This is a genomic window from Microbacterium aurantiacum (assembly GCF_021654035.1).
Lineage (GTDB): Bacteria > Actinomycetota > Actinomycetes > Actinomycetales > Microbacteriaceae > Microbacterium > Microbacterium aurantiacum.
In genome coordinates this window covers 724,077-746,333 of sequence record NZ_JAJPDW010000001.1, presented here as the reverse complement: position 1 = coordinate 746,333, position 22,257 = coordinate 724,077, and the positions used below count along the sequence as shown (strand labels likewise).

25 protein-coding genes are annotated in these 22,257 nt (G+C 72.6%); 9 read left to right on the top strand and 16 right to left on the bottom strand.

The window, feature by feature from the left end:
• Nucleotides 1–14: 14 nt before the first annotated feature.
• Genes LTL01_RS03610 through LTL01_RS03600 form a run of 3 tightly spaced genes read right to left on the bottom strand, consistent with a single transcriptional unit; the run spans nucleotide 15 to nucleotide 2,429 of the window.
• Complete coding sequence (locus LTL01_RS03610; protein ID WP_236967444.1) at nucleotides 15–1,067, bottom strand: polyprenyl synthetase family protein; 1,053 nt, start codon at nucleotides 1,065–1,067, stop codon at nucleotides 15–17.
• Between the two features lie 9 nt (nucleotides 1,068–1,076).
• Nucleotides 1,077–1,871, bottom strand: coding sequence for a demethylmenaquinone methyltransferase (locus LTL01_RS03605; RefSeq protein ID WP_236967443.1), 795 nt, complete (start codon nucleotides 1,869–1,871; stop codon nucleotides 1,077–1,079).
• Nucleotides 1,872–1,880: 9 nt separating this feature from the next.
• Nucleotides 1,881–2,429, bottom strand: a complete 549-nt coding sequence (locus LTL01_RS03600; protein ID WP_231717998.1) for a DUF402 domain-containing protein — start codon at nucleotides 2,427–2,429, stop codon at nucleotides 1,881–1,883.
• Nucleotides 2,430–2,496: 67 nt separating this feature from the next.
• On the opposite strand from LTL01_RS03600, the gene LTL01_RS03595 reads away from it, so the two are divergent.
• Genes LTL01_RS03595 through LTL01_RS03580 form a run of 4 tightly spaced genes read left to right on the top strand, consistent with a single transcriptional unit; the run spans nucleotide 2,497 to nucleotide 6,435 of the window.
• Nucleotides 2,497–3,813, top strand: coding sequence for an isochorismate synthase (locus tag LTL01_RS03595; RefSeq protein ID WP_236967442.1), 1,317 nt, complete (start codon nucleotides 2,497–2,499; stop codon nucleotides 3,811–3,813).
• Nucleotides 3,810–5,054 carry an amidohydrolase family protein gene (locus LTL01_RS03590; protein WP_236967441.1) on the top strand — a complete coding sequence of 415 codons (1,245 nt, stop codon included), beginning with the start codon at nucleotides 3,810–3,812 and terminating at the stop codon, nucleotides 5,052–5,054. Before LTL01_RS03595 ends, LTL01_RS03590 begins: the two co-directional genes overlap by 4 nt.
• The gene (locus LTL01_RS03585; RefSeq protein ID WP_236967440.1) at nucleotides 5,051–5,419 is read left to right on the top strand and encodes a TIGR04076 family protein; all 369 of its coding nucleotides are present in this window, start codon (nucleotides 5,051–5,053) and stop codon (nucleotides 5,417–5,419) included. The genes LTL01_RS03590 and LTL01_RS03585 overlap by 4 nt, the downstream gene beginning before the upstream one ends.
• The gene (locus LTL01_RS03580) at nucleotides 5,416–6,435 is read left to right on the top strand and encodes an LLM class flavin-dependent oxidoreductase (RefSeq protein ID WP_236967439.1); all 1,020 of its coding nucleotides are present in this window, start codon (nucleotides 5,416–5,418) and stop codon (nucleotides 6,433–6,435) included. The genes LTL01_RS03585 and LTL01_RS03580 overlap by 4 nt, the downstream gene beginning before the upstream one ends.
• 30 nt (nucleotides 6,436–6,465) lie before the next feature.
• Here LTL01_RS03580 and LTL01_RS03575 read toward each other — a convergent pair whose 3' ends face one another.
• From LTL01_RS03575 to LTL01_RS03560, 4 genes are read right to left on the bottom strand one after another with little or no spacing between them, the layout of a single operon-like run.
• Nucleotides 6,466–8,151: a DUF885 domain-containing protein gene (locus LTL01_RS03575; protein WP_236967438.1), complete on the bottom strand. Its 1,686-nt coding sequence runs from the start codon at nucleotides 8,149–8,151 to the stop codon at nucleotides 6,466–6,468.
• A gap of 42 nt (nucleotides 8,152–8,193) precedes the next feature.
• Nucleotides 8,194–9,057, bottom strand: a complete 864-nt coding sequence (locus LTL01_RS03570) for a polyphosphate kinase 2 family protein (RefSeq protein WP_236967437.1) — start codon at nucleotides 9,055–9,057, stop codon at nucleotides 8,194–8,196.
• Between the two features lie 18 nt (nucleotides 9,058–9,075).
• Nucleotides 9,076–10,953, bottom strand: a complete 1,878-nt coding sequence (gene menD, locus LTL01_RS03565) for a 2-succinyl-5-enolpyruvyl-6-hydroxy-3-cyclohexene-1-carboxylic-acid synthase (protein WP_372461282.1) — start codon at nucleotides 10,951–10,953, stop codon at nucleotides 9,076–9,078.
• Nucleotides 10,889–11,356, bottom strand: a complete 468-nt coding sequence (locus LTL01_RS03560; RefSeq protein WP_236967435.1) for a PLD nuclease N-terminal domain-containing protein — start codon at nucleotides 11,354–11,356, stop codon at nucleotides 10,889–10,891. Before LTL01_RS03560 ends, menD begins: the two co-directional genes overlap by 65 nt.
• Before the next feature lie 65 nt (nucleotides 11,357–11,421).
• On the opposite strand from LTL01_RS03560, the gene LTL01_RS03555 reads away from it, so the two are divergent.
• Nucleotides 11,422–11,760, top strand: coding sequence for a DUF4229 domain-containing protein (locus tag LTL01_RS03555; protein WP_236967434.1), 339 nt, complete (start codon nucleotides 11,422–11,424; stop codon nucleotides 11,758–11,760).
• Here the strand turns inward: LTL01_RS03555 and LTL01_RS03550 are convergent.
• From LTL01_RS03550 to LTL01_RS03530, 5 genes are all read right to left on the bottom strand, one after another.
• Nucleotides 11,707–12,684 carry a 1,4-dihydroxy-2-naphthoate polyprenyltransferase gene (locus LTL01_RS03550; RefSeq protein WP_236967433.1) on the bottom strand — a complete coding sequence of 326 codons (978 nt, stop codon included), beginning with the start codon at nucleotides 12,682–12,684 and terminating at the stop codon, nucleotides 11,707–11,709. The genes LTL01_RS03555 and LTL01_RS03550 overlap by 54 nt on opposite strands.
• Before the next feature lie 58 nt (nucleotides 12,685–12,742).
• Nucleotides 12,743–13,897, bottom strand: a complete 1,155-nt coding sequence (locus LTL01_RS03545) for an AMP-binding protein (protein WP_236967432.1) — start codon at nucleotides 13,895–13,897, stop codon at nucleotides 12,743–12,745.
• 175 nt (nucleotides 13,898–14,072) lie between these two features.
• Complete coding sequence (locus LTL01_RS03540) at nucleotides 14,073–14,981, bottom strand: 1,4-dihydroxy-2-naphthoyl-CoA synthase (protein ID WP_082334714.1); 909 nt, start codon at nucleotides 14,979–14,981, stop codon at nucleotides 14,073–14,075.
• Nucleotides 14,982–15,022: 41 nt separating this feature from the next.
• The gene (locus LTL01_RS03535) at nucleotides 15,023–15,730 is read right to left on the bottom strand and encodes a formylglycine-generating enzyme family protein (RefSeq protein WP_236967431.1); all 708 of its coding nucleotides are present in this window, start codon (nucleotides 15,728–15,730) and stop codon (nucleotides 15,023–15,025) included.
• Between the two features lie 36 nt (nucleotides 15,731–15,766).
• Nucleotides 15,767–16,177 (bottom strand): glucose-6-phosphate dehydrogenase, encoded by a 411-nt coding sequence (locus LTL01_RS03530; RefSeq protein WP_236967430.1) that lies wholly within the window; start codon nucleotides 16,175–16,177, stop codon nucleotides 15,767–15,769.
• Between the two features lie 108 nt (nucleotides 16,178–16,285).
• Here LTL01_RS03530 and LTL01_RS03525 point away from each other — a divergent pair, with 108 nt between their 5' ends.
• The 3 genes from LTL01_RS03525 (at nucleotide 16,286) to LTL01_RS03515 (ending at nucleotide 18,044) form a co-directional block, all read left to right on the top strand.
• Complete coding sequence (locus LTL01_RS03525; protein WP_236967429.1) at nucleotides 16,286–16,852, top strand: SRPBCC family protein; 567 nt, start codon at nucleotides 16,286–16,288, stop codon at nucleotides 16,850–16,852.
• Nucleotides 16,849–17,517, top strand: a complete 669-nt coding sequence (locus LTL01_RS03520; protein WP_236967428.1) for a DUF4166 domain-containing protein — start codon at nucleotides 16,849–16,851, stop codon at nucleotides 17,515–17,517. Before LTL01_RS03525 ends, LTL01_RS03520 begins: the two co-directional genes overlap by 4 nt.
• Before the next feature lie 140 nt (nucleotides 17,518–17,657).
• Nucleotides 17,658–18,044: a hypothetical protein gene (locus LTL01_RS03515; RefSeq protein WP_236967427.1), complete on the top strand. Its 387-nt coding sequence runs from the start codon at nucleotides 17,658–17,660 to the stop codon at nucleotides 18,042–18,044.
• A 193-nt stretch (nucleotides 18,045–18,237) separates the two neighbouring features.
• Here the strand turns inward: LTL01_RS03515 and LTL01_RS03510 are convergent, their stop codons facing one another.
• From LTL01_RS03510 to LTL01_RS03500, 3 genes are all read right to left on the bottom strand, one after another.
• On the bottom strand, nucleotides 18,238–19,038 hold the full coding sequence (locus tag LTL01_RS03510) for an LLM class F420-dependent oxidoreductase (RefSeq protein ID WP_236967426.1): 801 nt from the start codon (nucleotides 19,036–19,038) through the stop codon (nucleotides 18,238–18,240).
• Nucleotides 19,039–19,113: 75 nt separating this feature from the next.
• Nucleotides 19,114–20,076: a permease prefix domain 1-containing protein gene (locus LTL01_RS03505; RefSeq protein ID WP_236967425.1), complete on the bottom strand. Its 963-nt coding sequence runs from the start codon at nucleotides 20,074–20,076 to the stop codon at nucleotides 19,114–19,116.
• A 1-nt stretch (nucleotide 20,077) separates the two neighbouring features.
• The gene (locus LTL01_RS03500; RefSeq protein ID WP_236967424.1) at nucleotides 20,078–20,413 is read right to left on the bottom strand and encodes a PadR family transcriptional regulator; all 336 of its coding nucleotides are present in this window, start codon (nucleotides 20,411–20,413) and stop codon (nucleotides 20,078–20,080) included.
• Nucleotides 20,414–20,491: 78 nt separating this feature from the next.
• On the opposite strand from LTL01_RS03500, the gene LTL01_RS03495 reads away from it, so the two are divergent.
• The gene (locus LTL01_RS03495) at nucleotides 20,492–21,499 is read left to right on the top strand and encodes an o-succinylbenzoate synthase (RefSeq protein WP_236967423.1); all 1,008 of its coding nucleotides are present in this window, start codon (nucleotides 20,492–20,494) and stop codon (nucleotides 21,497–21,499) included.
• A 6-nt stretch (nucleotides 21,500–21,505) separates the two neighbouring features.
• Here LTL01_RS03495 and LTL01_RS03490 read toward each other — a convergent pair whose 3' ends face one another.
• Nucleotides 21,506–22,150: a TetR/AcrR family transcriptional regulator gene (locus LTL01_RS03490; RefSeq protein ID WP_236967422.1), complete on the bottom strand. Its 645-nt coding sequence runs from the start codon at nucleotides 22,148–22,150 to the stop codon at nucleotides 21,506–21,508.
• Nucleotides 22,151–22,257 lie beyond the last annotated feature (107 nt).

Genomic DNA, 22,257 nt, shown 5'->3' with positions numbered 1-22,257 from the left:
ATGTCCTCCTGGAATCAACGGGAGCGGTCGGCGACGGCGCGCGCGAACCGGGTGAGAGCCTCGCGGACCGCGCCGTCCGGCAGCGGTTCGAGGGCGTCGATGGCCTCCTGCGAGTACGAGCCCGCAAGGTCGCGGGTGGCCTGGGTGGCTTCGTGATCGCGGAGACGGGCGAGGGCGTGATCGAGGATCGCGGGATCGGCACCGTCGGCGATCCGGGCGACGCCGTCGTCGATCTCTTCGCGGAGCCCCACCGAGTCCGCGTCGGTGCGGCGGGTGAGGACGAGGTACGGCATCGTGGGGACGCCCGCCCGTAGGTCGGTGCCCGGCACCTTGCCGGTCTCGGCGGGGTCGGCGGCGAGGTCGATCACGTCGTCCAGCAACTGGAAGGCGACCCCCGCCTTCTCGCCGAAGACCGCCAGCGGCTGCTCGAACTCCTCCGGGCCGTTCGCGAAGATGTTGCCCACCTGAGCGGATGCCGCGATGAGCGACCCCGTCTTGTCGGCGAGGACGTCGAGGGAGAACTGCACCGGATCGTCGCCCTCGGCGGGCCCGACGGTCTCGCGCATCTGACCGAGGACGAGACGCTCGAACGTGTCGGCCTGGATCCGGATCGCGCGCTCGCCGTAGCGGGCCATGATCTGGCTCGCGCGGGCGAAGAGCAGGTCGCCGGCGAGGATCGCGACGCTGTTGCCCCACACCTCGTGCGCGGCGGGGACGCCGCGGCGCTTGTCCGCGTCGTCCATGACGTCGTCGTGGTAAAGCGAGCCGAGGTGGGTGAGCTCGAGCGCGGCCGCGCCTTCGACGACGGCGTCCGTCGTCCCGTCACCGAGCTGGGCGGTGAGGAGCGCGAGCATCGGCCGCACGCGTTTGCCGCCGGCCTCGTAGAGGTAGCGGCTGACGGCGTCGACGACCGGCTGCGCCATGCGCAACTCGTCGCCGAGGACGGCGTCGACGCGGAGCATGCCCTCATCGACCGTGGCGAGGAGCCGACGCGAACGGGCGCCGGCGAAGATGCGGTCGGTGAGGCCCAGCTTGCCGAGACGCGAATCGGACGCGGAGGGGGTCACCTGATCAGCCTACCGGGGTGCGGGGGTGCCCTCGGCGGCGGAGCCGGAGGCGCGCGGGCGGACGGGCTTGACGCCGCGGTGGAGCGCGACGATCCCGAAGGACAGGTTGCGGAAAGCGACGTCGGCCCAGCCCGCGTCGCGCATCCACGCCGCGAGGGTCGGCTGGTCGGGCCAGTCGCGGATCGACTCGTTGAGGTAGTCATAGGCGTCGGCGTTCGAACTGACGGTCTTCGCCACGACCGGCAGGACGCGGTCGTTGTAGAAGCGGTAGAGACCGGCGAAGGCCCGCGACGGCGGGTGCGAGAACTCGCACACCACGATCCGCCCGCCGGGTTTGGTGACCCGCAGGAGTTCGGCGAGCGCCTTCTTCGGATCGTTGACGTTGCGCAGACCGAACGACATCGTGACCGCGTCGAACTCCTCGTCCGCGAACGGGAGGTCGGTGGCGTCGGCGTGGACGAAGGACAGGTTCCGGATGCCGCCGCCCGGCGCGTCCGGTCCGTGTCGGCGCCGCCCCTCGCCGATCATCCCGGGCGAGAAGTCCGCGGCGACGACCTCCGCACCGCTGCGGGCGAGGGAGACCGAGGACGCACCGGTGCCGGCGGCGAGGTCGAGGATGCGCTCTCCCGGGCGCGGGGACACCGCGCGCGTGGTGGCGACCCGCCACAGCCGGTCGTTGCCCATGCTGAGCACCGTGTTCGTGCGGTCGTAGCCGCGCGCGACGCCGTCGAACATGCCGCTGACGCTCGCCGGGTCCTTGCCCAGATCGGCGCGGCGGGGCTGGTTCGCGGGGGTGTCGGTCACCCGTCGAGTCTAGGCGGCGCCCAGGGCGGCGAGGCGCTCGAGCCAGGCGTCCGCCGTCGCCTCGTCGAAGGGGGCTTCGGCCGCGCGCACCTTCCGCTCGAGGTCGACCGCGAGCGCTTCCAGGTGCGCGACGATGTCGGCCGGGTATCCGTAGTGGACGCGGTGCTCGTCCCACTCGTCGCGGTCGTCGATGTAGATCCCGCCCACCGCGCGGTCCACGACGTCGAGGTCCATGTCGATGCCGGTCGGCTCGCCGCCGCGGAACGTCACATCCCACCCGAGGTCGATGTAGGTGTGGGTGCGGTCCGGCCGGGCGTTGCGGGTGAAGGCGTAGTCCCCGGTCGGGGGCAGCAGAGTGACGTTGTCGAACTCGGTGCGATTGTCGCGGCCGGGACGGAAGCTGCGCCACCCGGCACGCTGGCCGACCCAGTCGCCCCAGCGGTCGCTGCCGAGGAAGACGCAGTCGTGCACCCAGTGCTCGCTGCCGTCCCACTTGCGCCAGCGGAAGAGGATGCGCGATCCCACGGGGGGCCGGTCCGGCAGGGTGTTCTCGCTCACCCGCAGAGTCTAAGCCGCGGTCTCCGGGCGCGGATCCGCGGGGCGCGGCGGGCCATAGGCTGGGTGGGTGATCGAAACCTCCGGTGCGCCGTGGTTCGTGGCGCAGACGCAGGAGATCGACCCGATCGACGATCCCCTCCTCTTCGCCGATCCGGCGTCCCCTCTGGCTTGGCTCCGCCGTGGTGACGGCATCGTCGGCGTCGGCGGGATGGTCGCCGGATTCGAGACCGGCGCCGGGGCGGGCATTCCCTTTGGGAAGCCCGAGCCGACCGATCGACCGACGCCCGCCGAGGCCTGGCGCGACATCGTCGCCCGCAGCGAGATCGACGATCCGCTCGGCATCCCCGGCACCGGACTCGTGGCCTTCGGAGCGCTGGCGTTCGACCCGCGGTCGACCTCGACGAGCCGCCTTATCGTGCCGCGGGCCATCGTGGGACGCCGGGACGGTCGCGCCTGGATCACCCGCATCCGGAACACCCGGACCGATCCCGTCGACGACACCCCCTTCCCCGTGTCCCGCCCCTACGGCCCGTACTGGTCGGCGACGCTCGGCCCGGGCGCGATGAACCCGGTCGCCTATCAGGAGGCGGTGCGCGCAGCCCTCGCCGCGATCGATGCGGGAACCGTCGAGAAGGTCGTCCTCGCGCGCGACCTCGTCGGCACCGTCCCCGCCGGCGCCGACCTCCGCCGGCTCGTCCGGGCCCTGGCCGGCAGCTATCCCGACACGTGGGCGTTCGCCGTCGACGGTCTCGTCGGCGCGAGCCCCGAGACACTCGTCACCGTGTCCCGGGGCCGGATGACGGCGCGCGTGCTGGCCGGGACCGCCGCGCGCGGAGCGGATGCCGCCGCCGACGCGCGAGCGGTGGCCGCCCTCGCGGCGAGCACGAAGGACCTCGAGGAGCACCGGTTCGCCGTCCAGAGCGTGTTGACCGCGGTCGATCCGTTCACGCAGGAGGTCGACGCGGGCACCGGGCCCTTCACCCTGGAACTGCCGAACGTGTGGCACCTCGCCACCGACATCTCCGGCGCGGTCCGCGGGTCGGCATCCGCCCTCGATCTCGTCGCGGCGCTGCACCCGACCGCCGCCGTCGCCGGGACCCCGACGGATGCCGCGGTCGACCTGATCCGACGCCTGGAGCCCTTCGACCGCGGTCGCTACGCCGGTCCTGTCGGGTGGGTCGACGGCAACGGCGACGGGGAGTGGGCGATCGCCCTCCGCTGCGCGCAGATCGGATCCGAGCCCGCGCGCCGGTTTGCGGAGTACAGCGACACAATGCCGGTGACCGCCCACGCCGGCGCGGGGATCGTGGCGGGCAGCGACCCCGAGACCGAAATGCTCGAGACGCGCGTGAAGTTCCGCCCCATCGTGGACGCCCTGGCATGAGCGGGCCGGTCCCCTCCCTCGCCACCCGCGGCGACGCGGTGCTGACGAACCTGCGCCTGGTCGACGGCATCCGCCCGACACCGCAGGACGGGCTCGTGATCGTGATCGAGGCGGGTCGCATCGCGCGCATCGAGCCCGGCACGCTGTCGATGACGGATGCCGGAACCGCGGTGCACGATCTCGGCGGCGCGGTGGTGATGCCGGGTCTGATCAACATGCACACCCACTTCTCGCTGTCGCTTCCCGGGCCGGGAGGGGACGCGGTGAGCGCGCTCGACCCGCACGAACTGGCGCTGTACATGGCCGACGGTGCGCGGCGCACCCTCCTCTCGGGCGTCACGACCGTCCGGTGCGTGTCCGAGAAGGGCGGGGCCGACTTCGCCCTTCGCCGCGCAATCGAGGCCGGCCACGTGGCGGGCCCGCGCATCTTCACCGCCGGGCGGGGCCTGTGCTGCACCGGAGGACACGGGCACGACACCGACGACACCCTCGAGTGCGACGGAGCGGATGCCGTCACCCGCGGCGTCCGGAGCCAGATCGCCGCCGGCGCCGACCTCGTCAAGCTGATGATCTCGGGCGGCATCGCCGGGGAGAACGAGCAGATCACGACGCCGCAGCTCACGCGGGACGAGATGTCGGCGGCGATCTCGACGGCCCACGCGTGGGGACGCAAGGTGACCGCGCACGCCGGTCCCGCGGCGATCATCGCCGAGGCGGTGGAGCTGGGGCTCGATTGCGTGGAGCACGGCTACGAGCTGACCCCGGAGGTCGCCGCCCTCATGGCCGCGCACGGCACGGCGCTCGTGCCGACGCTCGTTGTCACGCGGGCGAAGGCGTTCTTCGACGACCTCGGTGTGCCGGAGTGGATGCAGCAGCGCTCGCTCGAGGCTGGCCCCCGCCATCTGGACTCGTACCGGTACGCCCTCGACGCCGGCGTCGACGTGCTCCTCGGTAGCGACATGCCGCCGTTCTGGGACTTCGAGGGCACGAGCGCCGTCGTCCGCGAACTCGAGCACATGCAGGCCGGCGGCCTTCCCGCCCCGGACGTCGTCCGCGCCGCCACCTCCGCTCCCGCGCGCTGGCTCGGCGCCGACGACCTCGGCATCCTCGCTCCCGGCGCGTGGGCCGACCTCGTGGCCATGCCCGACGACCCGACGGCCGACATCTCGGCGCTCCGCGGGATCGACCTGGTGATGCGCGGCGGCGTGATCGTCCGCGACGACGCGGGGCGCACCCGATGAGCGCGGAAGACGACGACCGGACTCCCGCAGCCGGCAGCTCCGGCGGCACCGCCGCACGCACGGAGCTGTACGACCTGCGCGTCGTCGTGGACCGCATCGAGGGCCGTTCGGTGTGTGGCATGAAGGTCGGCGATCACATCGACCTGGTCGAGAGCAGCCGCCTGTGCCTCCCGGACGGCGGCCACTTCTGCCTCTACGCCCTGCAGGCCGTCCTCCCTCTGCTCCCGGCCAAGCAGCGGCGCCTCCCGCCGGGCGATTGGCTGGAGCGCGACGACCTCGTCGCGTGCCCAGACCCGGAGGAACGCCTCATCATGCGGATCGAGCGCACCGGCATCCGTTCGATCCCCACCGAGGACCTGACGTGAGCGCCGACGACCGGCGCGAGCCCGTCCGGTTCTCCCTCGGGCTGCAGACCGACAAGGCGCCCGGAGACTACGCCGCGCTCGCCCGCCTCGCCGAGGACCTCGGGTTCGACGGCGTGAGCGTCTTCTCCGACCTCCTCTATCAGCCGCCGATCGCGGCCCTCCTCGAGATGGCGCACGCGACCACGCGCATCCGGCTCGGGTGCGCGTGTTGGAACCCGTTCACCCTGCACCCCTACGAGATCGCCGGTCAGTTCGCCGCGGTGGATGCCGCGTCCGCAGGCCGGGCCTACCTCGGACTCGCACGTGGGTCGTGGCTGGAGGCGATCGGGGTGGAGGCCGGGCGTCCGATCGCGGCGCTGCGCGACGCAACCGGCATGATCCAGGCGCTGCTGTCGGGTTCGGGCGAAGGATACGCCGGCGACGTCTTCCGGCTGGAGCCCGGCGTGCGGCTGCGCTACCCCATCGTCCGCGAGCGCGCACCGATACTGATCGGATCGTGGGGACCACAGGGCATGGCGCTCGCGGGAGAGATCGCCGACGAGATCAAGATCGGCGGCACCGCGAACCCCGCGATGGTCGGCATCGTCCGCGGGCGCCTGGGTCGCGGCCTGAAGCGGGCCGGTCGCCCGGACGGGGCCGTCGGAGTCGTCGTGGGCGCGGTGACCGTCATCGATCGCGACGGGGATGCCGCGCGCGCCCTCGCCCGGCGCGAAGTGGCGATGTACCTCGACGTGATCGCCGCGCTCGATCCGACGGTCGACCTTCCCGACGACCTGCTGCCCGGCATCCGTTCCCGGCTCGCGGACGGCGACGAGGAGGGGGCGGGGCGGCTCATCCCCCGCGATGTGCTCGATCTCTTCGCGTTCTCGGGGACGCCCGATGACATCGCGGCTCAGGCGCGGCTCCTGATGGATGCCGGGGTCGACCGGATCGAGTTCGGAACGCCCCACGCGCGCGTCCCCGCCGAGGGCATCGTCCTCCTCGGGCGCGAGGTGCTCCCGCGCCTCCGCGACTGAGGGCGCCGGCCCCTCCGGTCGACGGCGGCGTCAGCCCAGGAGACGCTCGCGGAGCGGCTCGAGTCCCATGGGACCGAGGCCGAGCGCATCGCGATGGAAGGCGCGGAGCGAGAAGCCCGCACCGTCCGCCGCCTCGCGCGCGGCGCGGGCCTGCACCCACAGCCGCGCGCCGATCTTGAACGCCAGGGCCTGTCCCGGCCAGCCGAGGTAGCGGTCCACTTCGAACCCGGCCAGGTGCGGTTCGACCAGAGCGAGGTCGACCAGCATCCGTCGGGCGAGGTCCGGGGTCCACGGCTGCGGCGGGACGACCGCCCCGTCCGGGACCGCCCAGCCGGTGTGCAGGCCGATGTCTGCGACGATCCGCACCGACCGCCAGATCTGCCCGAGCACGAGCCCGAGGCGTTCCGCCGGGTCGCGGACGAGGCCGAGCTCGTCGGAGAGCTGCTCGGCGTAGTGCGCCCATCCCTCGGCGTATCCGTGGATGTGGCAGAGGTGCCGCTGCCACGGGTGCAGGTCGGGGTCGGAAGCGGTGACGACGAACTGGAGGTGATGCCCCGGGAGACCCTCGTGGTGGACGCTCGTGACCTCCTGCCACGACGCGGCCACCGGCACCCCGCTCGGGATCGTCCAGACGATGCGACTCGGCGCCGAACCGTCCGGCGGCGCGGGCGTGTAGTAGACCACGCCGTCCGTCGCCTCGGCGACGACGCAGTCAACGCGACGGATGCCGGCGGGGAGGGCGAAGGCGTCCTCCAGCGCCGCCGTCGTCTCATCGACCCGGCGGGTGAGCCAGTCGCGGATGGCGTCCACCCCCTCGAGCCGGTAGCGCGGGTCGGCGTCGAGCAGAGCGGCGGCCGCGCGCACCGGATCGTCGCCGTCGCCTCCGAGCGCGCGGGCGAGCGTGCGGGCCTCGTCCGTCAGACGCTCGAGCTCGGCCCAGCCGTACGCGTACGTGTCGGCGAGGTCGATCCGGGCGCCGAGCATCGCGGCGGCGAGATCGGGGTAGACCTCCTCCCCCACCCCGTCCTGCTCCGGCGCGGCGGCGCGGAGGTCGCCGCGGAGGGCGGACACGAGATCGGCGAGCGCGCCGTTCGTGTCGTCGGCGGCGGCGCGGACGCGCGCCCGGGTGGCGTCGTCGACGCCCGGCGCGATCGGCACGCCGCTGAACCAGTCCGCGTCGATCCAGCGGTCGAGCTGGCCGGCGAGGGTGTCCAGCTGGCGGATCGGCGCGACGCCGCTGCCGGTGAAGCGGTCGGCCTCGTCGCGTGCCCATCGGAGGGCGGCGAGGTACTGCCGGACGGCGACGGCCGCGGCCTCCAGGCGCGCGAGCAGGGCCTGACCCGCGGCATCCGGTGTCAGCGTGAGCCCCTCGACGGCGTAGCGGACGAGGTGCACCGGCGTCGCGAGCCCGGCCACGAGGCGCGGGGTGAAGCCGGTGTCGAAGAGGAGGCGCTCGCGTTCGAGACGCTCGCGCAGCGCGGCGCGGAGCGCCGGGTCTCCGGCATCCGTCGGGAGGGCGTCGAGTCGCCGCACGGTCTCGCCCTGCAGGGCGTAGCGGCGCTGCAGCCATTCGGGTGAGAGGTCGGGAAGCGCGGGGCCGTCCTCCCGGCCGAGCGCCTGCGCGGCATCCGGTTCGTGGCGGGCGAGCTCGGCGACGTAGTCGTCGGCGATCCGATGGACCGGATCCGCGGGGTGGGGCTGGTGGGGCTGGGGCACCGCCTCAGCCTACGAGCCGTCTGCCGTGAGGCCGGATGCGGGTCAGCTCGCCGCGAGCCGCTCCTTCTCGGCCTCGACGTCGAAGGACGCCACCGGCCACTGCGGATCGATGCGCTCGAGCACGTCGAGGAGGAGTGCCTGCACGGCCAACCGGGCATACCACTTCCGATCCGCGGGCACGACGTGCCAGGGCGCGTGCGGGGTGGAGGTGCGGTCGAGGACGACCTGGTACGCGCCCATGTAGTCGTCCCACAGCTGCCGCTCGTCGATGTCGCCCGGGTTGAACTTCCAGTGCTTGTCCGGCCGCTCGAGGCGTTCGGCGAGACGCTCGCGCTGCTCGTCCTTCGAGATGTGGAGCATCACCTTCACGAGGTGGACGCCGGCGTCGGTGATGCGCCGCTCGAAATCGTTGATCGCGTCGTAGCGCCGCTCGATCTCGTCGGGCGTCGCGAGGCTCCGGACCCGGCCGATGAGGACGTCCTCGTAGTGCGAGCGGTCGAAGACCCCGATGTAGCCGGCGCGCGGCACTTCGCGCTCGATCCGCCACAGGAAGTCGTGCTCGAGCTCCTCGGGTGTGGGCTTCTTGAACGCCTTCAGGTGGATGCCCTGGGGGTCGGTCGCGCCGATGACGTGGCGGACGATCCCGCCCTTGCCCGCCGTGTCCATCGCCTGGAGCACCAGCAGCACCGCGGGCGAATCCGGGTTCTCGCGGCTCTGGGCGTACAGCCGCTCCTGCAGCTCGTCGAACTCCTCCGCGCCGGCGGCGAGGTCGTCTTGGGCGTCGGATTTCGTCTGACCGTAACCGGGGGTCGAGCGGGTGTCGACGTCCGCGAGGACGAACCCGTCCCGCACCCGGAGGAGATCGCCGAGGTCGCCGTCGCTGTGTGTCTGACTCTTCGCCGTCATCACCCCATCCTGTCCGGTTCAGCGCTCGAGCGGAACCTCGATGATCTGCCGCCCGCCCACCGGCGAGGTGAGCACCTGGTCGAGCTCGGCGCGCGTCGTCACCCGCCGGTACTCCCACCCGTACGCGAGGGCGAGCTGCTCGAAGCGGACCGTGTGCGGGGTGTACAGCACGCGGTCCATCGCATCGGCGTCGGCGAGGGCGGCCACCTCGAGCGAGTCGAAGATCGTCCCCCCGGCGTCGTTCCCGACGATCACCTGGAGGCGGGGCTCGTCCTCCGCGGGCGGGAGGAGGAGGGCGCCGACGTCGTGGAGGGCGGCGAGGTCCCCGAGCAGAAGCCGGGTGACGCCGGGCGCACCGCCACGTTGGCTGGCGGCGGCCACGCCGAAGGCCGTGGCGATCGTGCCGTCGATCCCGGCGAGGCCGCGGTTGGCGTGGACGACGACCTTCTTGCCGCCGAGAACGGCGTCGGCCACGCGCACGAGGCGCGACGAGCCGAACACGAGGCGATCGTGCGGCCACGACGCGCGCCAGACGGCGTCGACGAGGATCTCGCGGTCCACGCGGTGGCGGGCGACGGCGAGCTCGGCCGACAGCGCGCCGAGGCGCTCGGACGGGACGGCCGAGGCGAGGGCATCCGCGTCCGGGGCGGGGGGCGTGAGATCGACGGCGGCGTCGCGGGAGGCGCGGATCCACGCCCCGAGCCACTCGCGGTCGATCTCTCCGGCGGCCACGGCGACGGCATCCGCCGCGACCGTCGCACCGTTGAGGTTCAGCGGCTCGCCGGGGCCGCGGAGGGCGACGACCTCGATGTCGGGATCGGCGAGGAGCCGCGCGACCTCGCGGCTGAGGGTCGGATGCCCGAGGACGACCGCGCGCTCGACGCGACCGCCGAGTTCGGGATCCGACAGCAGCGCGCGATACCCGTGCGCGAGATTGCGTCCGAACCGCGCGCCGCTGACGATCTCCGCGACCAGCGGCCACCCGCCGAGGTGCGCGAGGTGCTCGGCATCCGCTCCGGCGTCGGCGCCGGCGATCACGACGGTCCGCGGGCCGCGCTCGAGCACGCAGGGCGCGTCGTCCGGGTCGCCGGGGAGGTCGGACACGCCGATGCCCCCACCCCCCTGGTACAGCGCACCCGAGCCGTCGGGGCCGTCGGGGTCGTCCTCGTCGGGCGCGGGCGATGCGCCGGTGTCGGTACCGGCCGGCGGCACATCGGAAGGCCCGATCCAGGCGGGAAGGGTCCCGGCGAGGGGCTCGCGGTACGGCAGGTTCAGGTGGACGGGTCCGGCGGACCGGAGCCCCACGCCGAGGGCGGCGTCCATCGCTTCGTCGGCGAGCCTGCGGAGCATGAGCGTCTGCGGGCCGTCGCCGGTCGGATCCGTCTCGTCCGGCGTCGGGACGTCGGTCTCGAGGCGCACGCTCGGGGCGAACATCCCCGGCTGCCGGGTGGTCTGGTTCGCGCCGACCCCCCGCAGCTCCGGAGGGCGATCGGCCGTGAGCAGCAGCATCGGGATGCCGGCATGGTGCGCCTCGAGGGCGGCCGGGAGGAGGTTCGCGACGGCGGTGCCGGAGGTGCAGATGACGGCGGCGGGGATCCCGGTCTCGCGTCCGATACCGAGCGCGGTGAACCCGGCGACCCGCTCGTCGATCCGGACATGGAGCGCGATCCGTCCGGCCCGTTCGAGGTCGGCCGCCACGAGGGCGAGAGCCTGCGAGCGCGACCCGGGGCTCAGTACGACATGGGTGACACCCCGCTCGACGGCGCGCAGAAGGAGCGCGGCGGCCGCGTCGGTGGCCGGGGAGGCGGACTCCCGGGAATCGCCGCTCACGTCAGCCGCGGGCGCCGCGCTGGCCGCGCGCGTCGTCGTCGCCGTCCGCGGCGGGCGGCGGCACATCGGGGGTTCCCGCACCGGTGGTGCCCGTGGTCCCCGTGGCGCCGGTCGTGCCGGCATCCGTTCCCGGGCGCTGCCAGCGAGGATCGTCGTCCTCCGCGTCGAGCTGCGCGAGCTCTTCCTCGAGTCGGCGGATGCGCTCGTCCTGATCGCTGACGGTGCCGATCTTGCCGAGGAAGTCGGGGTCGTCGTCCGGGGCGCGAGAGAGCCGCACGGCCGACGGCCGTGTACGGCCGACGACGAACCACAGGATGCCGCCGAGGACGGGGATGATCACGACGATCAGGATCCACATCGGCTTGCTCACCCCGCGATGGCGGGTGGGCGGCTGGAGGGCGCAATCGACGATGCTGTACACCCAGAACAGCGTGGCCACCAGCGCTCCGATGAGGAGTACCCTCGTCATCCCTCCATCCTAGGCGTCTCGCCGGACACGGGGGCGGCGTCGTGACCGAACCGTAGGATGGCAGGGTGAAAGCGCGCTCTGTGATCCTCTACACGGTGCTGCGGCTGGCGGCGTTCCTGGTGCCGTTCGGCATCCTCATGCTCCTCCCGATCATGCGGGAGTACTACCTGCTCGCTGCGATCTTCGCCGCCCTCATCGGCCTCAGCCTCTCGATGCTGTTCCTGCGTCGTCCGCTCGAGGAGGTCACCGCCGGCCTCGCCGAGCGGCGATCCCGCGCGCGCGACCGCGTCAGCGACGAGGAGGCGGAGGATGCCGCGGCCTCGGCCTCGGCCTCGGCATCCGCTCCGGCGTCAGCCGACGAAGGCCCAGAAGAGGAACCCGGCGTACGCGATCGAGGTCAGTGAGCACAGGCCCAGCGCGACGATGAGCTCGCGCGGGTTGCGGTACGTCCAGACGATGAGGATCGCCGGGAGCACAGCCAGCAGCACCAGCAGCGTCAGCCACGCAATCGGGTAGAACAGCGCGAGGAAGACCGCGATCGCGAACGGGATCAGCACGAAGATCGTGAAGAGCCAGCGCGTGGCGGTACGGCCGATGCGGACCGACAGGGTGCGCTTGCCCGCGGCGCGGTCCTGGTCGAGATCGCGCAGGTTGTTCGCCAGCAGCACCGCGCAGGCGAGGAAGCCGGCCGCGATCGCTCCGAACCAGGCCTCCTGAGGCAGGGCGAGGGCCTGCACCCAGGTCGTGCCGAGGGTCGCGACGAGTCCGAAGAAGACGAAGACGAACAGCTCGCCGAGCCCGGCGTACCCGTAGGGGCGCTTTCCACCCGTGTAGAACCACGCGGCGGCGATCGCGGCGGCGCCGACGGCGAGCAGCCACCACTGCTCGGTGCGGACGGTGATCGCGAGCCCCGCGACGGCGGCGATGCCGAAGAAGACGAGGGCGACGGTGAGGACGGTGCGCGGCTTCGCCTTCCCGGCGCCGGTGAGGCGGGCAGGACCCACGCGGACGTCGTCGGTTCCGCGGATGCCGTCGCTGTAGTCGTTGGCGTAGTTCACGCCGATCTGCAGCGCGACGGCCACGACGAGGCACATGAGTGCGATGACCCAGCGGAGCGAGTCGAGGACGAGCATCGCCGCGCCTGTGCCGATGAGGACGGGGGCGACAGCCAGGGGCAGGGTCCGCAGGCGGGCGGCGCCGATCCAGTCGCGGGGACCTGCCGGAGTCACCGGTTCGCGGACGACCGGCGCGACCTTCTGCGGGTTGCCGCGGGATCCCCGCCGGTTCTTAGACGGGTGCGAGCGCTTCTTGCCGGAGGTGCGTGCCACGAGGGGACATCTTACGAGGAGCGGGGCGCGGGTGGGGCGCTGTGGCTCCGACGCGGGCTCAGTGCAGGGCCAGGACGGCGCGACGGATCGCCTCGCGATCGGGCTTCCCGGACGGCAGTTCGGCGATCTCGTCCACCAGCACCAGGCGCGCCGGGCGCGCGTGGCGCCCGACCTCCGCGGCCACGACCTCGCGAGCGCGACGGAGCTGATCCGCCTCGCTCCGCCGCAGGGCCTCCCCCCGCGGAACGACGATGACCGAGGCTTCGCCCCAGCGGTCGTCGGGCACACCCACCACGACGGCATCCTGCAGCCCTGCCACGGACCGCACGGCGTGCTCGACGCGGTCGAGCGAGATGTTGACCCCGCCCGAGACGATGACGTTGTCGATCCGGCCCTGTACGCGCAGGGCGCCGTCCTCGATGATGCCGGCGTCCCCCGTGCGGTACCACCGGGTGCCGTCCGGATCGGTGGCGAAGACCGCGCGCGTGCGATCGGGCTCGCCGAGATAGCCGGACGCGAGCACCGGCCCGCTGAGCTGGACCTCGCCGTCGCGGATGCGCATCGCCACGCCGCGAAGGGGACGGCCGTCGTACACGCAGCCACCGCTGGTCTCGGTCGAGCCGTACGTGCGGACGATGCGGACCCCGGCGTCCTCGGCGCGTTCGCGGAGGGCGGCCGGGAGCGCCTGCCCGCCGATGAGGATGCGCTCGAAGGACCCGAGGGCCGCCGCGACCGCGTGATCGTCGACGGCGGCGTCGAGGAGGCGCTGCAGCTGGGCCGGGACCAGCGAGGTGAAGGTCGGGGTGCGGACGCCGTTCTCGGACGACGCCATCATCAGCGCGGCCGCGGCGAACGCCTGCGGCGAGAAGGAACCCGAGATCACCGCGGGTTCCCGCCCGGCGACGATCGAACGCACGAGCACCTGGATGCCGGCGACATAGGTTGCCGGAAGCGCGAGCAGCCACGCCCCCTCGCCGATACGGTCGGCGGTCGCAAGGGCCGAGGAGATGAGGGCGTCCCGTCCGAGGACGACGCTCTTCGGAACCCCCGTCGACCCGGAGGTGGTGACGACCACCGCCGTCCCCGCCGGAACGTCATCGGGCGACTCGCCGACGAGACCCACCCCGAGGGCCGGCCCCGGGCCGTGGATCGCGGCCTTCAGGGCCCGGAGGATGTCGCGCGGGTCGTCCCCCACCGCCGCCTCGAGTTTCACGGCCGGCCCGCCCCGCGGTTCGTCGGCCCCGCGGGCGAGGGCGTCGTCACCCCGCCCGCCTGTACCGAACTCCTCAACCCCGCCCCGAAACCGGCCGACACGCCGCGCGCGCCGCCCTCACGCCCCCGGATCGGAGGAGTTCGGCCCGCCGCGCCCGGCCGGCATCCGGCCCCCATCAGTAGTGCCAGGGGTACGGCGACCAGTCCGGGTCGCGCTTTTCGAGGAAGGAGTCGCGCCCCTCGACGGCCTCGTCTGTGCCGTAGGCCAGGCGCGTCGCCTCTCCGGCGAACACCTGCTGCCCGACCATCCCGTCGTCGACGGCGTTGAAGGCGAACTTCAGCATCCGGATCGCGGTCGGCGACTTCGTCAGGATCGTCCGCGCCATCGCGATCGCCTCACGCTCGAGCTCGGCGTGCGGCACCACCCGGTTGACGGCGCCCATCTCGTACGCGCGCTCGGCGGAGTACTCCTCGGCGAGGAAGAAGACCTCGCGGGCGAATTTCTGCCCGATCTGGCGGGCGAAGTACGCGGATCCGTAGCCGGCGTCGAACGAGCCGACATCGGCATCCGTCTGCTTGAAGCGCCCGTGCTCGGCGCTCGCGATCGACATGTCGCACACGACATGCAGCGAGTGCCCTCCCCCGGCGGCCCAGCCCGGGATGACGGCGATGACGACCTTCGGCATGAACCGGATGAGCCGCTGCACCTCGAGGATGTGGAGGCGGCCCGCGCGCGCGGCATCCGGCGCCACCGCGTCATCGGCGGCGTAGGTGTAGCCGTCGCGGCCGCGGATGCGCTGATCGCCGCCCGAGCAGAACGCCCAGCCGCCGTCCTTCGGGCTCGGACCGTTGCCGGTGAGGAGGACCACCCCGATCCTCGGATCCTGACGTGCGATGTCGAGGGCCCGGAACAGCTCGTCGACCGTGTGCGGGCGGAAGGCGTTCCGCACCTCAGGACGGTCGAACGCGATGCGCGCGATGCGGCCGTCGAGCGACACGTGCGACGTGATGTCGGTGTATCCGCCGTCGGGGGCGCCGGGGGCCGGCATCCAGGAACTCTCGTCGAACAGGTCCGATACGCTCACCCGCCCAGACTACGCGCGCGCTGATGCGCACGGTCGGGCGATCACTCCAGCGCACGGTCGCGGTCTTCTCGGGCCGACCAGCCTTGCGCCGCGTCGACCGCGTCGAACCCGCCCCGGGCGACGCGGAAGCCGACGTCGGGGTACCCCTCGCGCGGGGCGTCGCCCCGTCGGGTCGCCGCACGCGCGCTGCCGGCGTCGTCGGCGAACGACCCGCCGCGGAGCACCCGCACCGCGCGATGCTGCGCCGGATCGAAGAGATCCCAACACCACTCCCAGACGTTCCCGAGCGTGTCGAAGAGTCCGAACAGATTCGGATGCCGCGCGCCGACCTCTTGCGGTGCGCCGACCCCGTCGGCCGCCGTCCACGCGATCTCGCGGAGAGGTCCGTAGTGGGCGCCGGTGGATCCGGCACGGCAGGCGTACTCCCACTCGGCCTCGGTGGGAAGTCGGTAGCCGTCGGAATCGACGTGCCACGTGACGTCTTCGCCGTCGAACGTGTAGGCCGCGTCGAGCCCTTCCCACTCAGACAGGGCGTTGCAGAAACGGATCGCACGCAACCAGCTCACCCCGACGGCGGGGCGGCGCGGGTGCGCCGCGGACTCGCCGATGACCTCCGCGAGCTGTTCCTCGGTGACGGGATACACCCCCAGCTCGAAGGCGTCGAGGGCGACGCGCCGCCGCGGTCGGCCGCGCGCGGCGGCGAGGTCGAGGACTCCGGCGGGAATGCGGGCGAGCTCGACGTCGCTCACGCGGTCAGCCTCGCGTCGGGGTGCGGCGGCGCCGGCTCACGCCGCCGACCAGCCGCACATGCCGCACTCGCCGGCCGCAGAGACCTCCACGAAGCAGTTCGGGCACATCGCGCGCACGCGGTCGAAGTCCTGCGTGCGGCGCGGGGCGACGGTGCGCTCCGCACGCGGCACGGCCGGAGCGCGGCGCGCGCGGGCAGGTGCCGGAGCCGGGGCCGCGGGGGCGACCGGCAACGGCGGCACGTGCCGGATGCAGTAGAACCGCACGAACCCGTCGTGGTTCTTCGGATGCCGGTGCTTGACCGCCCACAGCTCATCCCGCTCGCGCAGCGGCGATTCGGTGCCGCACGCGAAGCACTTGGTCGGCTCGCCGGGAATGACGTCGGAGACGAGGACCGGGATGTCGTACTCGAGTCCGTCCCGCCAATCGGCCGATGCGACGATCTTCATGAGTGCCTTCCGCTCTGCGCTCCCGGGGGCGAGCGCACCTTCCACGGTAAGCGACGATCCGCCCGCGCGGGTACCCGGGCATCGTCCCGGACTCGCTACGGTCGACGGGTGGGTGCGCGGCAGATCTATGTGGAGACGGTCATCTCCGCGGACATGGATGCCGTCTGGACGGCGACGCAGAATCCGGTCGCCCACGCGCGCTGGGACCTGCGGTTCTCGCGGATCGTCCCGACCGGGACGACGACGGACGGCGCGACGACGTTCGACTACGAGCGGGCGACGCCGGTCCGGGTCATCCGCGGCACCGGGGTGAGCCTCGGCGAGCGCGACCGACCGGATGGCACGCGCACGTCGGCACTGCGGTTCGACACCGCCGATCGACTGTCGCCGCTGCAGTCCGGACGCGGGTACTGGCGCTACGTGCCCGCGGGAGGCGGCATCCGTTTCCTCACGGGCTACGACTACGCGCCGGGCTGGGGCGTGCTCGACCTCGTCGTGCGGCCGGTGATCGGGTGGGCGACGGCATGGAGTTTCGATCGGCTGCGCATCTGGCTCGAGCGCGGCGAGGAGCCCGAACGATGGCCGCTGCGGAGCGTCCTGTGGTTCTGGCGACCGGAACGCCCGCGCGCCGCGCGGTGCCGTCGCGCGCCCGAGGGCGGGAGGCACAGCCGGTGACCTCGGTGTTCCGCGCGGCGCTCGGCGAGGACGCGTTCAGCCGACTGCATCCGATGCTGCAACGGCGTTTCGACGTGCGGCTCGGCGGTGAGGCCTGCGTCGGCACCGGGGTGATGACGCAGATCCGGCGCGGCCCGTGGTGGACCGTGCCGTTCCTGCAGATCGGACGGATGCGGAACATCCTCATTCCGGATGTCAGTGAGAACGTGCCGTTCCGGATCGACAACCGCCCCTACCTCGACCCGTTCGGGCGGGAGACGGTGACCTTCGTCCGCGAGTACGTGATCGACGGGAAGCGCCGACGGTTCGACGCGACCATGATCCTCAGCGACGGGCGGGTCGTCGACTACCTCGGGACGCACCAGCACCTGGCCGTCGATCTGGACCTGAGCGTGCAGGACGACGGTTCGCTGCTCCTCCGGTCGGGGGCGCAGCGGTTCCACGAGGGGCCGGTGTCGTTCCGGTTTCCGATGTCGCTCAGCGGGCGGGCGACGTTGCGCGAGCGGTTCGACGACGCCGACGGCCGGTTCCACATCGACCTCGAGGTGCACAACGACCGATTCGGCTTCCTGTTCGGCTATCGCGGCAGCTTCGTGTGCGAGTGGATGCCGGCCGGCCCTGTGCCGCCGCGTCTCCTGCCCCTCCGGCACGAGCCCCGCGTCTGAGTTCGCCGGGTCGCCGCGCGCGACCTCGTGAAACCCCGGGGAGATCTGCGGCGTGTCGGCCCTCTCGGGGCCCCTTCGGGCCGATTTCTCCCGCGTCTTTCACCGGGAGCCCGCGCAACTGCGCCGCTACAGTCGGCTCCATGAGCTCCCCGACCTTGCGGGTCGCGCCCGAGACAGACCGCCGGTTGCATGCGGTGGTCGCCGCGGTCATCGTGACCGCCGCGGTCGGGCTCGGCATCCTGTGGCTGGTGGTGGTGCCGACCGGCCCCGAGGCCTGCGCACTGAGCATGCCCGGCCCGAGGAACTGCTTCCCGAGCGACCGTGTCTCCGCCGCGCAGGTCGGCACGGCCCTGGTCGCGATCAGCGCGATCGTCCCGGTCGCGCTGGCGCTGGTCGTGGCGCGTGCGCACCCGCGTGCGGCCCGCACCATCGCCCGCATCGGCCTCGTGCTCACCTCGGTGACCGCGGGCTACGCCCTCTTCACCTCCGCCTGGATCCCCGCCCTGGCCTTCGCCCGCCTCATCTGACCGATCACTCGACGAGTGTTGCGGATGCGGCGCCGTCCGACCCGCAAGACGCGACAAGCGAACCGGGGGGATGCCGGACACCTCGTCAAACCCCGGGGAGATTTCCGGCGTGTCGGGGCTCGCGGGGCCCGTTCTGGACGATATCTCCCGCGTTTTTCACGCGGCGCGCGGCGCGCAGCGCGGCGCGCCCGGGTCAGGCGTTCTTCGCGTCGCGCCAGCGGAGCCACGAGCGCACGACGTCGTAGTCCCACTCCGGACCCGAGAAGCCGAGCGTGAACAACCGGGTCCCCACGGCGTACAGAGCGTCGGCGTCCGCCTCGCTCCGGTCGCGCAGCTCGTTCGAGACGATGAGGCCGGAGGTGTCGCGCTCCTCCTTCTCGGACCACCGGGCGATCACGTCGAGCTTGTGCGCGACCTCGTCGGGTGCGACGAAGCTGTGCCAGATGTCGGCGTGGCGGGCGACGAGCCGGAGCGTCTTCTGCTCGCCCCTCCCGCCGATCATCACCGGAATCTCCCGCGTCGGAGCGGGGTTGAGCGCAGCCCACCGCCTCTCGATCCGTGCGAGTCCGTCGGCGAGGTCGTCGAGTCTCGAGCCGGCGGTGCCGAACTCGTACCCGTACTCCTCGTAGTCGCGCGCGAACCAGCCCGACCCCGTACCGAAGATGAACCGTCCCGTGCCGGTCCCACGCGCGGAAATGTGATCGATCGTGCGGGCCATATCGGCTTGCAGGTCGGGGTTGCGGTACGAGTTGCAGTTCACGAGCGCCCCGAACTCGACCCGCTCGGTCTGCTCGGCCCACGCTGCGAGCATCGTCCACGACTCGAAGTGCGCACCGTCGGGTTCGCCGAACAGCGGGAAGAAGTGGTCCCAGTTGAACAGGATGTCGACGCCCATCTCCTCCAGCCGCGCCACGGCGTCGCGCAGCTGCGAGTAGGTGACGTGCTGGGGCTGGAGCTGCACGCCGAGGCGTACGGGGGTGTCGAGCTGAGGCATCGTCCCAGGATAGGAGCGCCCGGCCGGACAGGACGCGCGGCCGGACGATCGGGACGCGCCCCGGCGCATCCAGCCTCAGCTCGTCCGACGCGCCTTGACGAAGCCGTCCACCGAATCCCAGACGGCGACCGCGACCGCCCCCACGCCGACGACGGCCACTACGACCGTTTCGAGGTTCGAGGCATCGCCGGAGAGGATGCCGGACTCGAACAACGCCGGATCGATCAGGCGTCGCTGCCCGAGGAGCCAGAGGACCGGGATCACGATCGCCGCGTTCAGGGCGACGTTGGCCACGGCGGCGGCGAGCGTCCACCGGCCGTGAGCGTAGACGTACACGGCGAGGAGGGCCTCGAGCACGAGGACGACGAAGAGCCCGCCGATCCACCACGGCCACAACCCCGGATCGAGGACCGGCATCCACCCGCGTCCGTCCGCGTAGGCGAATCCGACGAAGCGGTCCCACAGCACGGCCCCGGCCGCCGCGGCGAGGAAGACGACCGTGGCGATGAGGTCCGAGAGCCGCGCCCCGCTCTGACGGACCTCCGGCAGCGCATCGATCGACCATTCGGCGACGACACCGGCGCCCCCGGCCCGCGCCGAGCGTTCGACGATCGCGAAGACGAGGGCGGTCCAGAACGCGACGTGGACGACGACGGACAGGACGACCACGACCACCTCCGCGATCACCTCCCCCACGGTCGCACCCGTGAGCGTCTGGGCGATCGCGACGCCGACGGCCGCGCAGGCCGGCACGATCGCGAGCAGGAGCTTCAGCAGCCGCCACCACGAGAAGAAGTACCGCGGCCCGATGAGGAACGCGGGGCGGTCGGCGTACTCCGCCGCGAGGCGGTCGGGGTCGCCGAGGGCGGTGAGGACGGCGCGCTCCGCCTCGGCCGGATCGGCCCCGCCCTCGACGCGCGCCTCGATCTGGTCGGCGATCGAGCTCCGCAGCTCTGCGGCGAGGTCCGCCCGCTGCCGCTCGGGCACGGTCCGGACGGTGGCGCCGATGTACCTGTCGGTGAGAGTGACCTCGGTCATCTCAGTCCTCCTCGGGTAGGGCGGCGATCGACGATGCGATCGCCGCGAAATCTCTCGTGAGTGCGGCGGCCAGCCACTCACCACTCGCGGTGGTGCGGTAGAACTTCCGCGGTCGCGCCTCGTCGGTGTTCCAGACGCTCGTCAGGTGCCCCTGCTTCTCGAGTCGGCGAAGGAGCGGGTAGAGGGTGTTCGCATCGGTGTCGAATCCCCGGGTCTGCAGGTCTTCGAGCAGGCCGTACCCGTACCCGTCGGTGCGCAGGAGGCGGAGGCATGCCAGGACGATGGTGCCGCGCCGCAGCTCCTGCACGTGGGTCTCGAGGGTCGCTGTCTCTTCCACGTCACGCACGATACCGTGTGACACACAATATTGTCGAGGGTCAATGGATGTCCGGCCACCCTGTGTCAGGATGACGACGTGACGGCCCTCCCTCCCCTCGCCGACCTCCTCGCCTCCGCCCACGTCGTGGCGCTGCCGCTCGCGACGCGCTTCCGCGGCATCGAGGTGCGCGAGGCGATGCTCCTCGAAGGCCCCGAGGGCTGGACGGAGTTCTCCCCGTTCGTCGAGTACGACGACGCCGAGTCGGCGCACTGGCTCGCCGGCGCGATCGATTTCGGGTGGATGCCGGCGCCCCGTGCCCTCCGCGCCGACATCCCCGTGAACGCCACGGTCCCCGCCGTCCCCGCTGAGCGGGTCGCCGAGGTCCTCTCCCGCTTCGACGGATGCCGCACCGCCAAGGTCAAGGTCGCCGAGGCCGGTCAGCGCCTGGGCGACGACGTCGCGCGGGTGCGGGCCGTCCGCGAAGCCGTCGGACCGGAGGGCCGGATCCGCGTGGACGCGAACGCCGGCTGGAACGTCGACGAGGCCGAGCACGCCGTCCATGCGCTCGCCGAGTTCGACCTGGAGTACGTCGAGCAGCCGTGCGCGAGCGTCGACGAGCTCGCGGAGCTGCGGCGCCGCATCCGCTACATGGGCATCCCGATCGCCGCCGACGAGAGCGTCCGCAAGGCCGAGGATCCGATCGCGGTCGCGCGGGCGGGCGCCGCCGACATCCTCGTGGTGAAGGCCCAGCCCCTCGGCGGCATCCGACGCGCGCTCGCGGTGATCGAGCAGGCGGGCCTTCCCGCCGTCGTCTCGAGCGCGCTCGACACCTCCGTCGGGCTGTCGATGGGCGCGGCACTGGCCGCCGCCCTGCCCGCGCTCGACTTCGACTGCGGACTCGGCACCGCCTCACTCCTCACCGCGGATGTCGCGGCCGTGCCCCTGCGCCCCCGCGGCGGCGTGATCCCCGCGGCGCGGGTGGCCGCGGATCCCGCACTGCTCGTGCGTCACGCCGCCTCCCCCGAGCGCGCCGCGTGGTGGCGTGCGCGCCTCAGCCGCTGCCACGCCGTCCTCGCGCAGACGTCCCAGCCTCACGAGGCCTGAGCCACCTCAGACCGTCGACCCCGCCTCGAGGAGCAGCTGCGCCACGCGTGCGACCTCTTCGTTGGAGCGGCGGCAGAGCTCGTCCTGGTCGGCTCCGGCCATCACCGCGCGCACGGACGCGCTCTCCCACGTGGTGATCAGCATCCGTGCGGCGTGCTCCGGTTCCAGACGGAAGCGGAGCGCATCGCCGTCGGCGATCTCGGCGATGATCTGCGCGACGCCGGCGACCATCTCGTCCTCCTGCGCGAGGTAGGCCGCGGCGAGTTCCGGCGAGCGCAGCGCGTGGATGCGGATCTCGCTCATGAGCAGCACCCCGGCGCGATCCTCGTGGGAGGTGTCGACGATCTGTCCGACCACCTCGAGCGCCCGTCCGGCGGCCTGCGCGAGTACACCCTCGCGCCGCAGCTCGGCCACGCGCTCGCGCACGACCCCGACCCGCTCCCGGGCCACTTCGCCGGCGAGATCGAGGAAGAGCTCTTCCTTCGTCTCGTAGTTCGAGTAGAACGCCCCTCGCGTGAATCCGGCGCGTTCGCAGATCGCCTCGACGGATGCCGCGTCCAGGCCCACTTCGGCGAACGTCTGCGCGGCGGCGTCGCGGAGCTTCTGCCGGGTGGCCTCGCGGCGGGGCGACGTGGCGGCGACGTCCGTCATGGTTCCTCCGGTCTCGATCTCACACGGCCCACTCAGGTTGGCCCGGGGTGCAGCGCCCTACGATACACTCATGTATCCGATACAGCGCTGTATCGACTCGTGAGCTT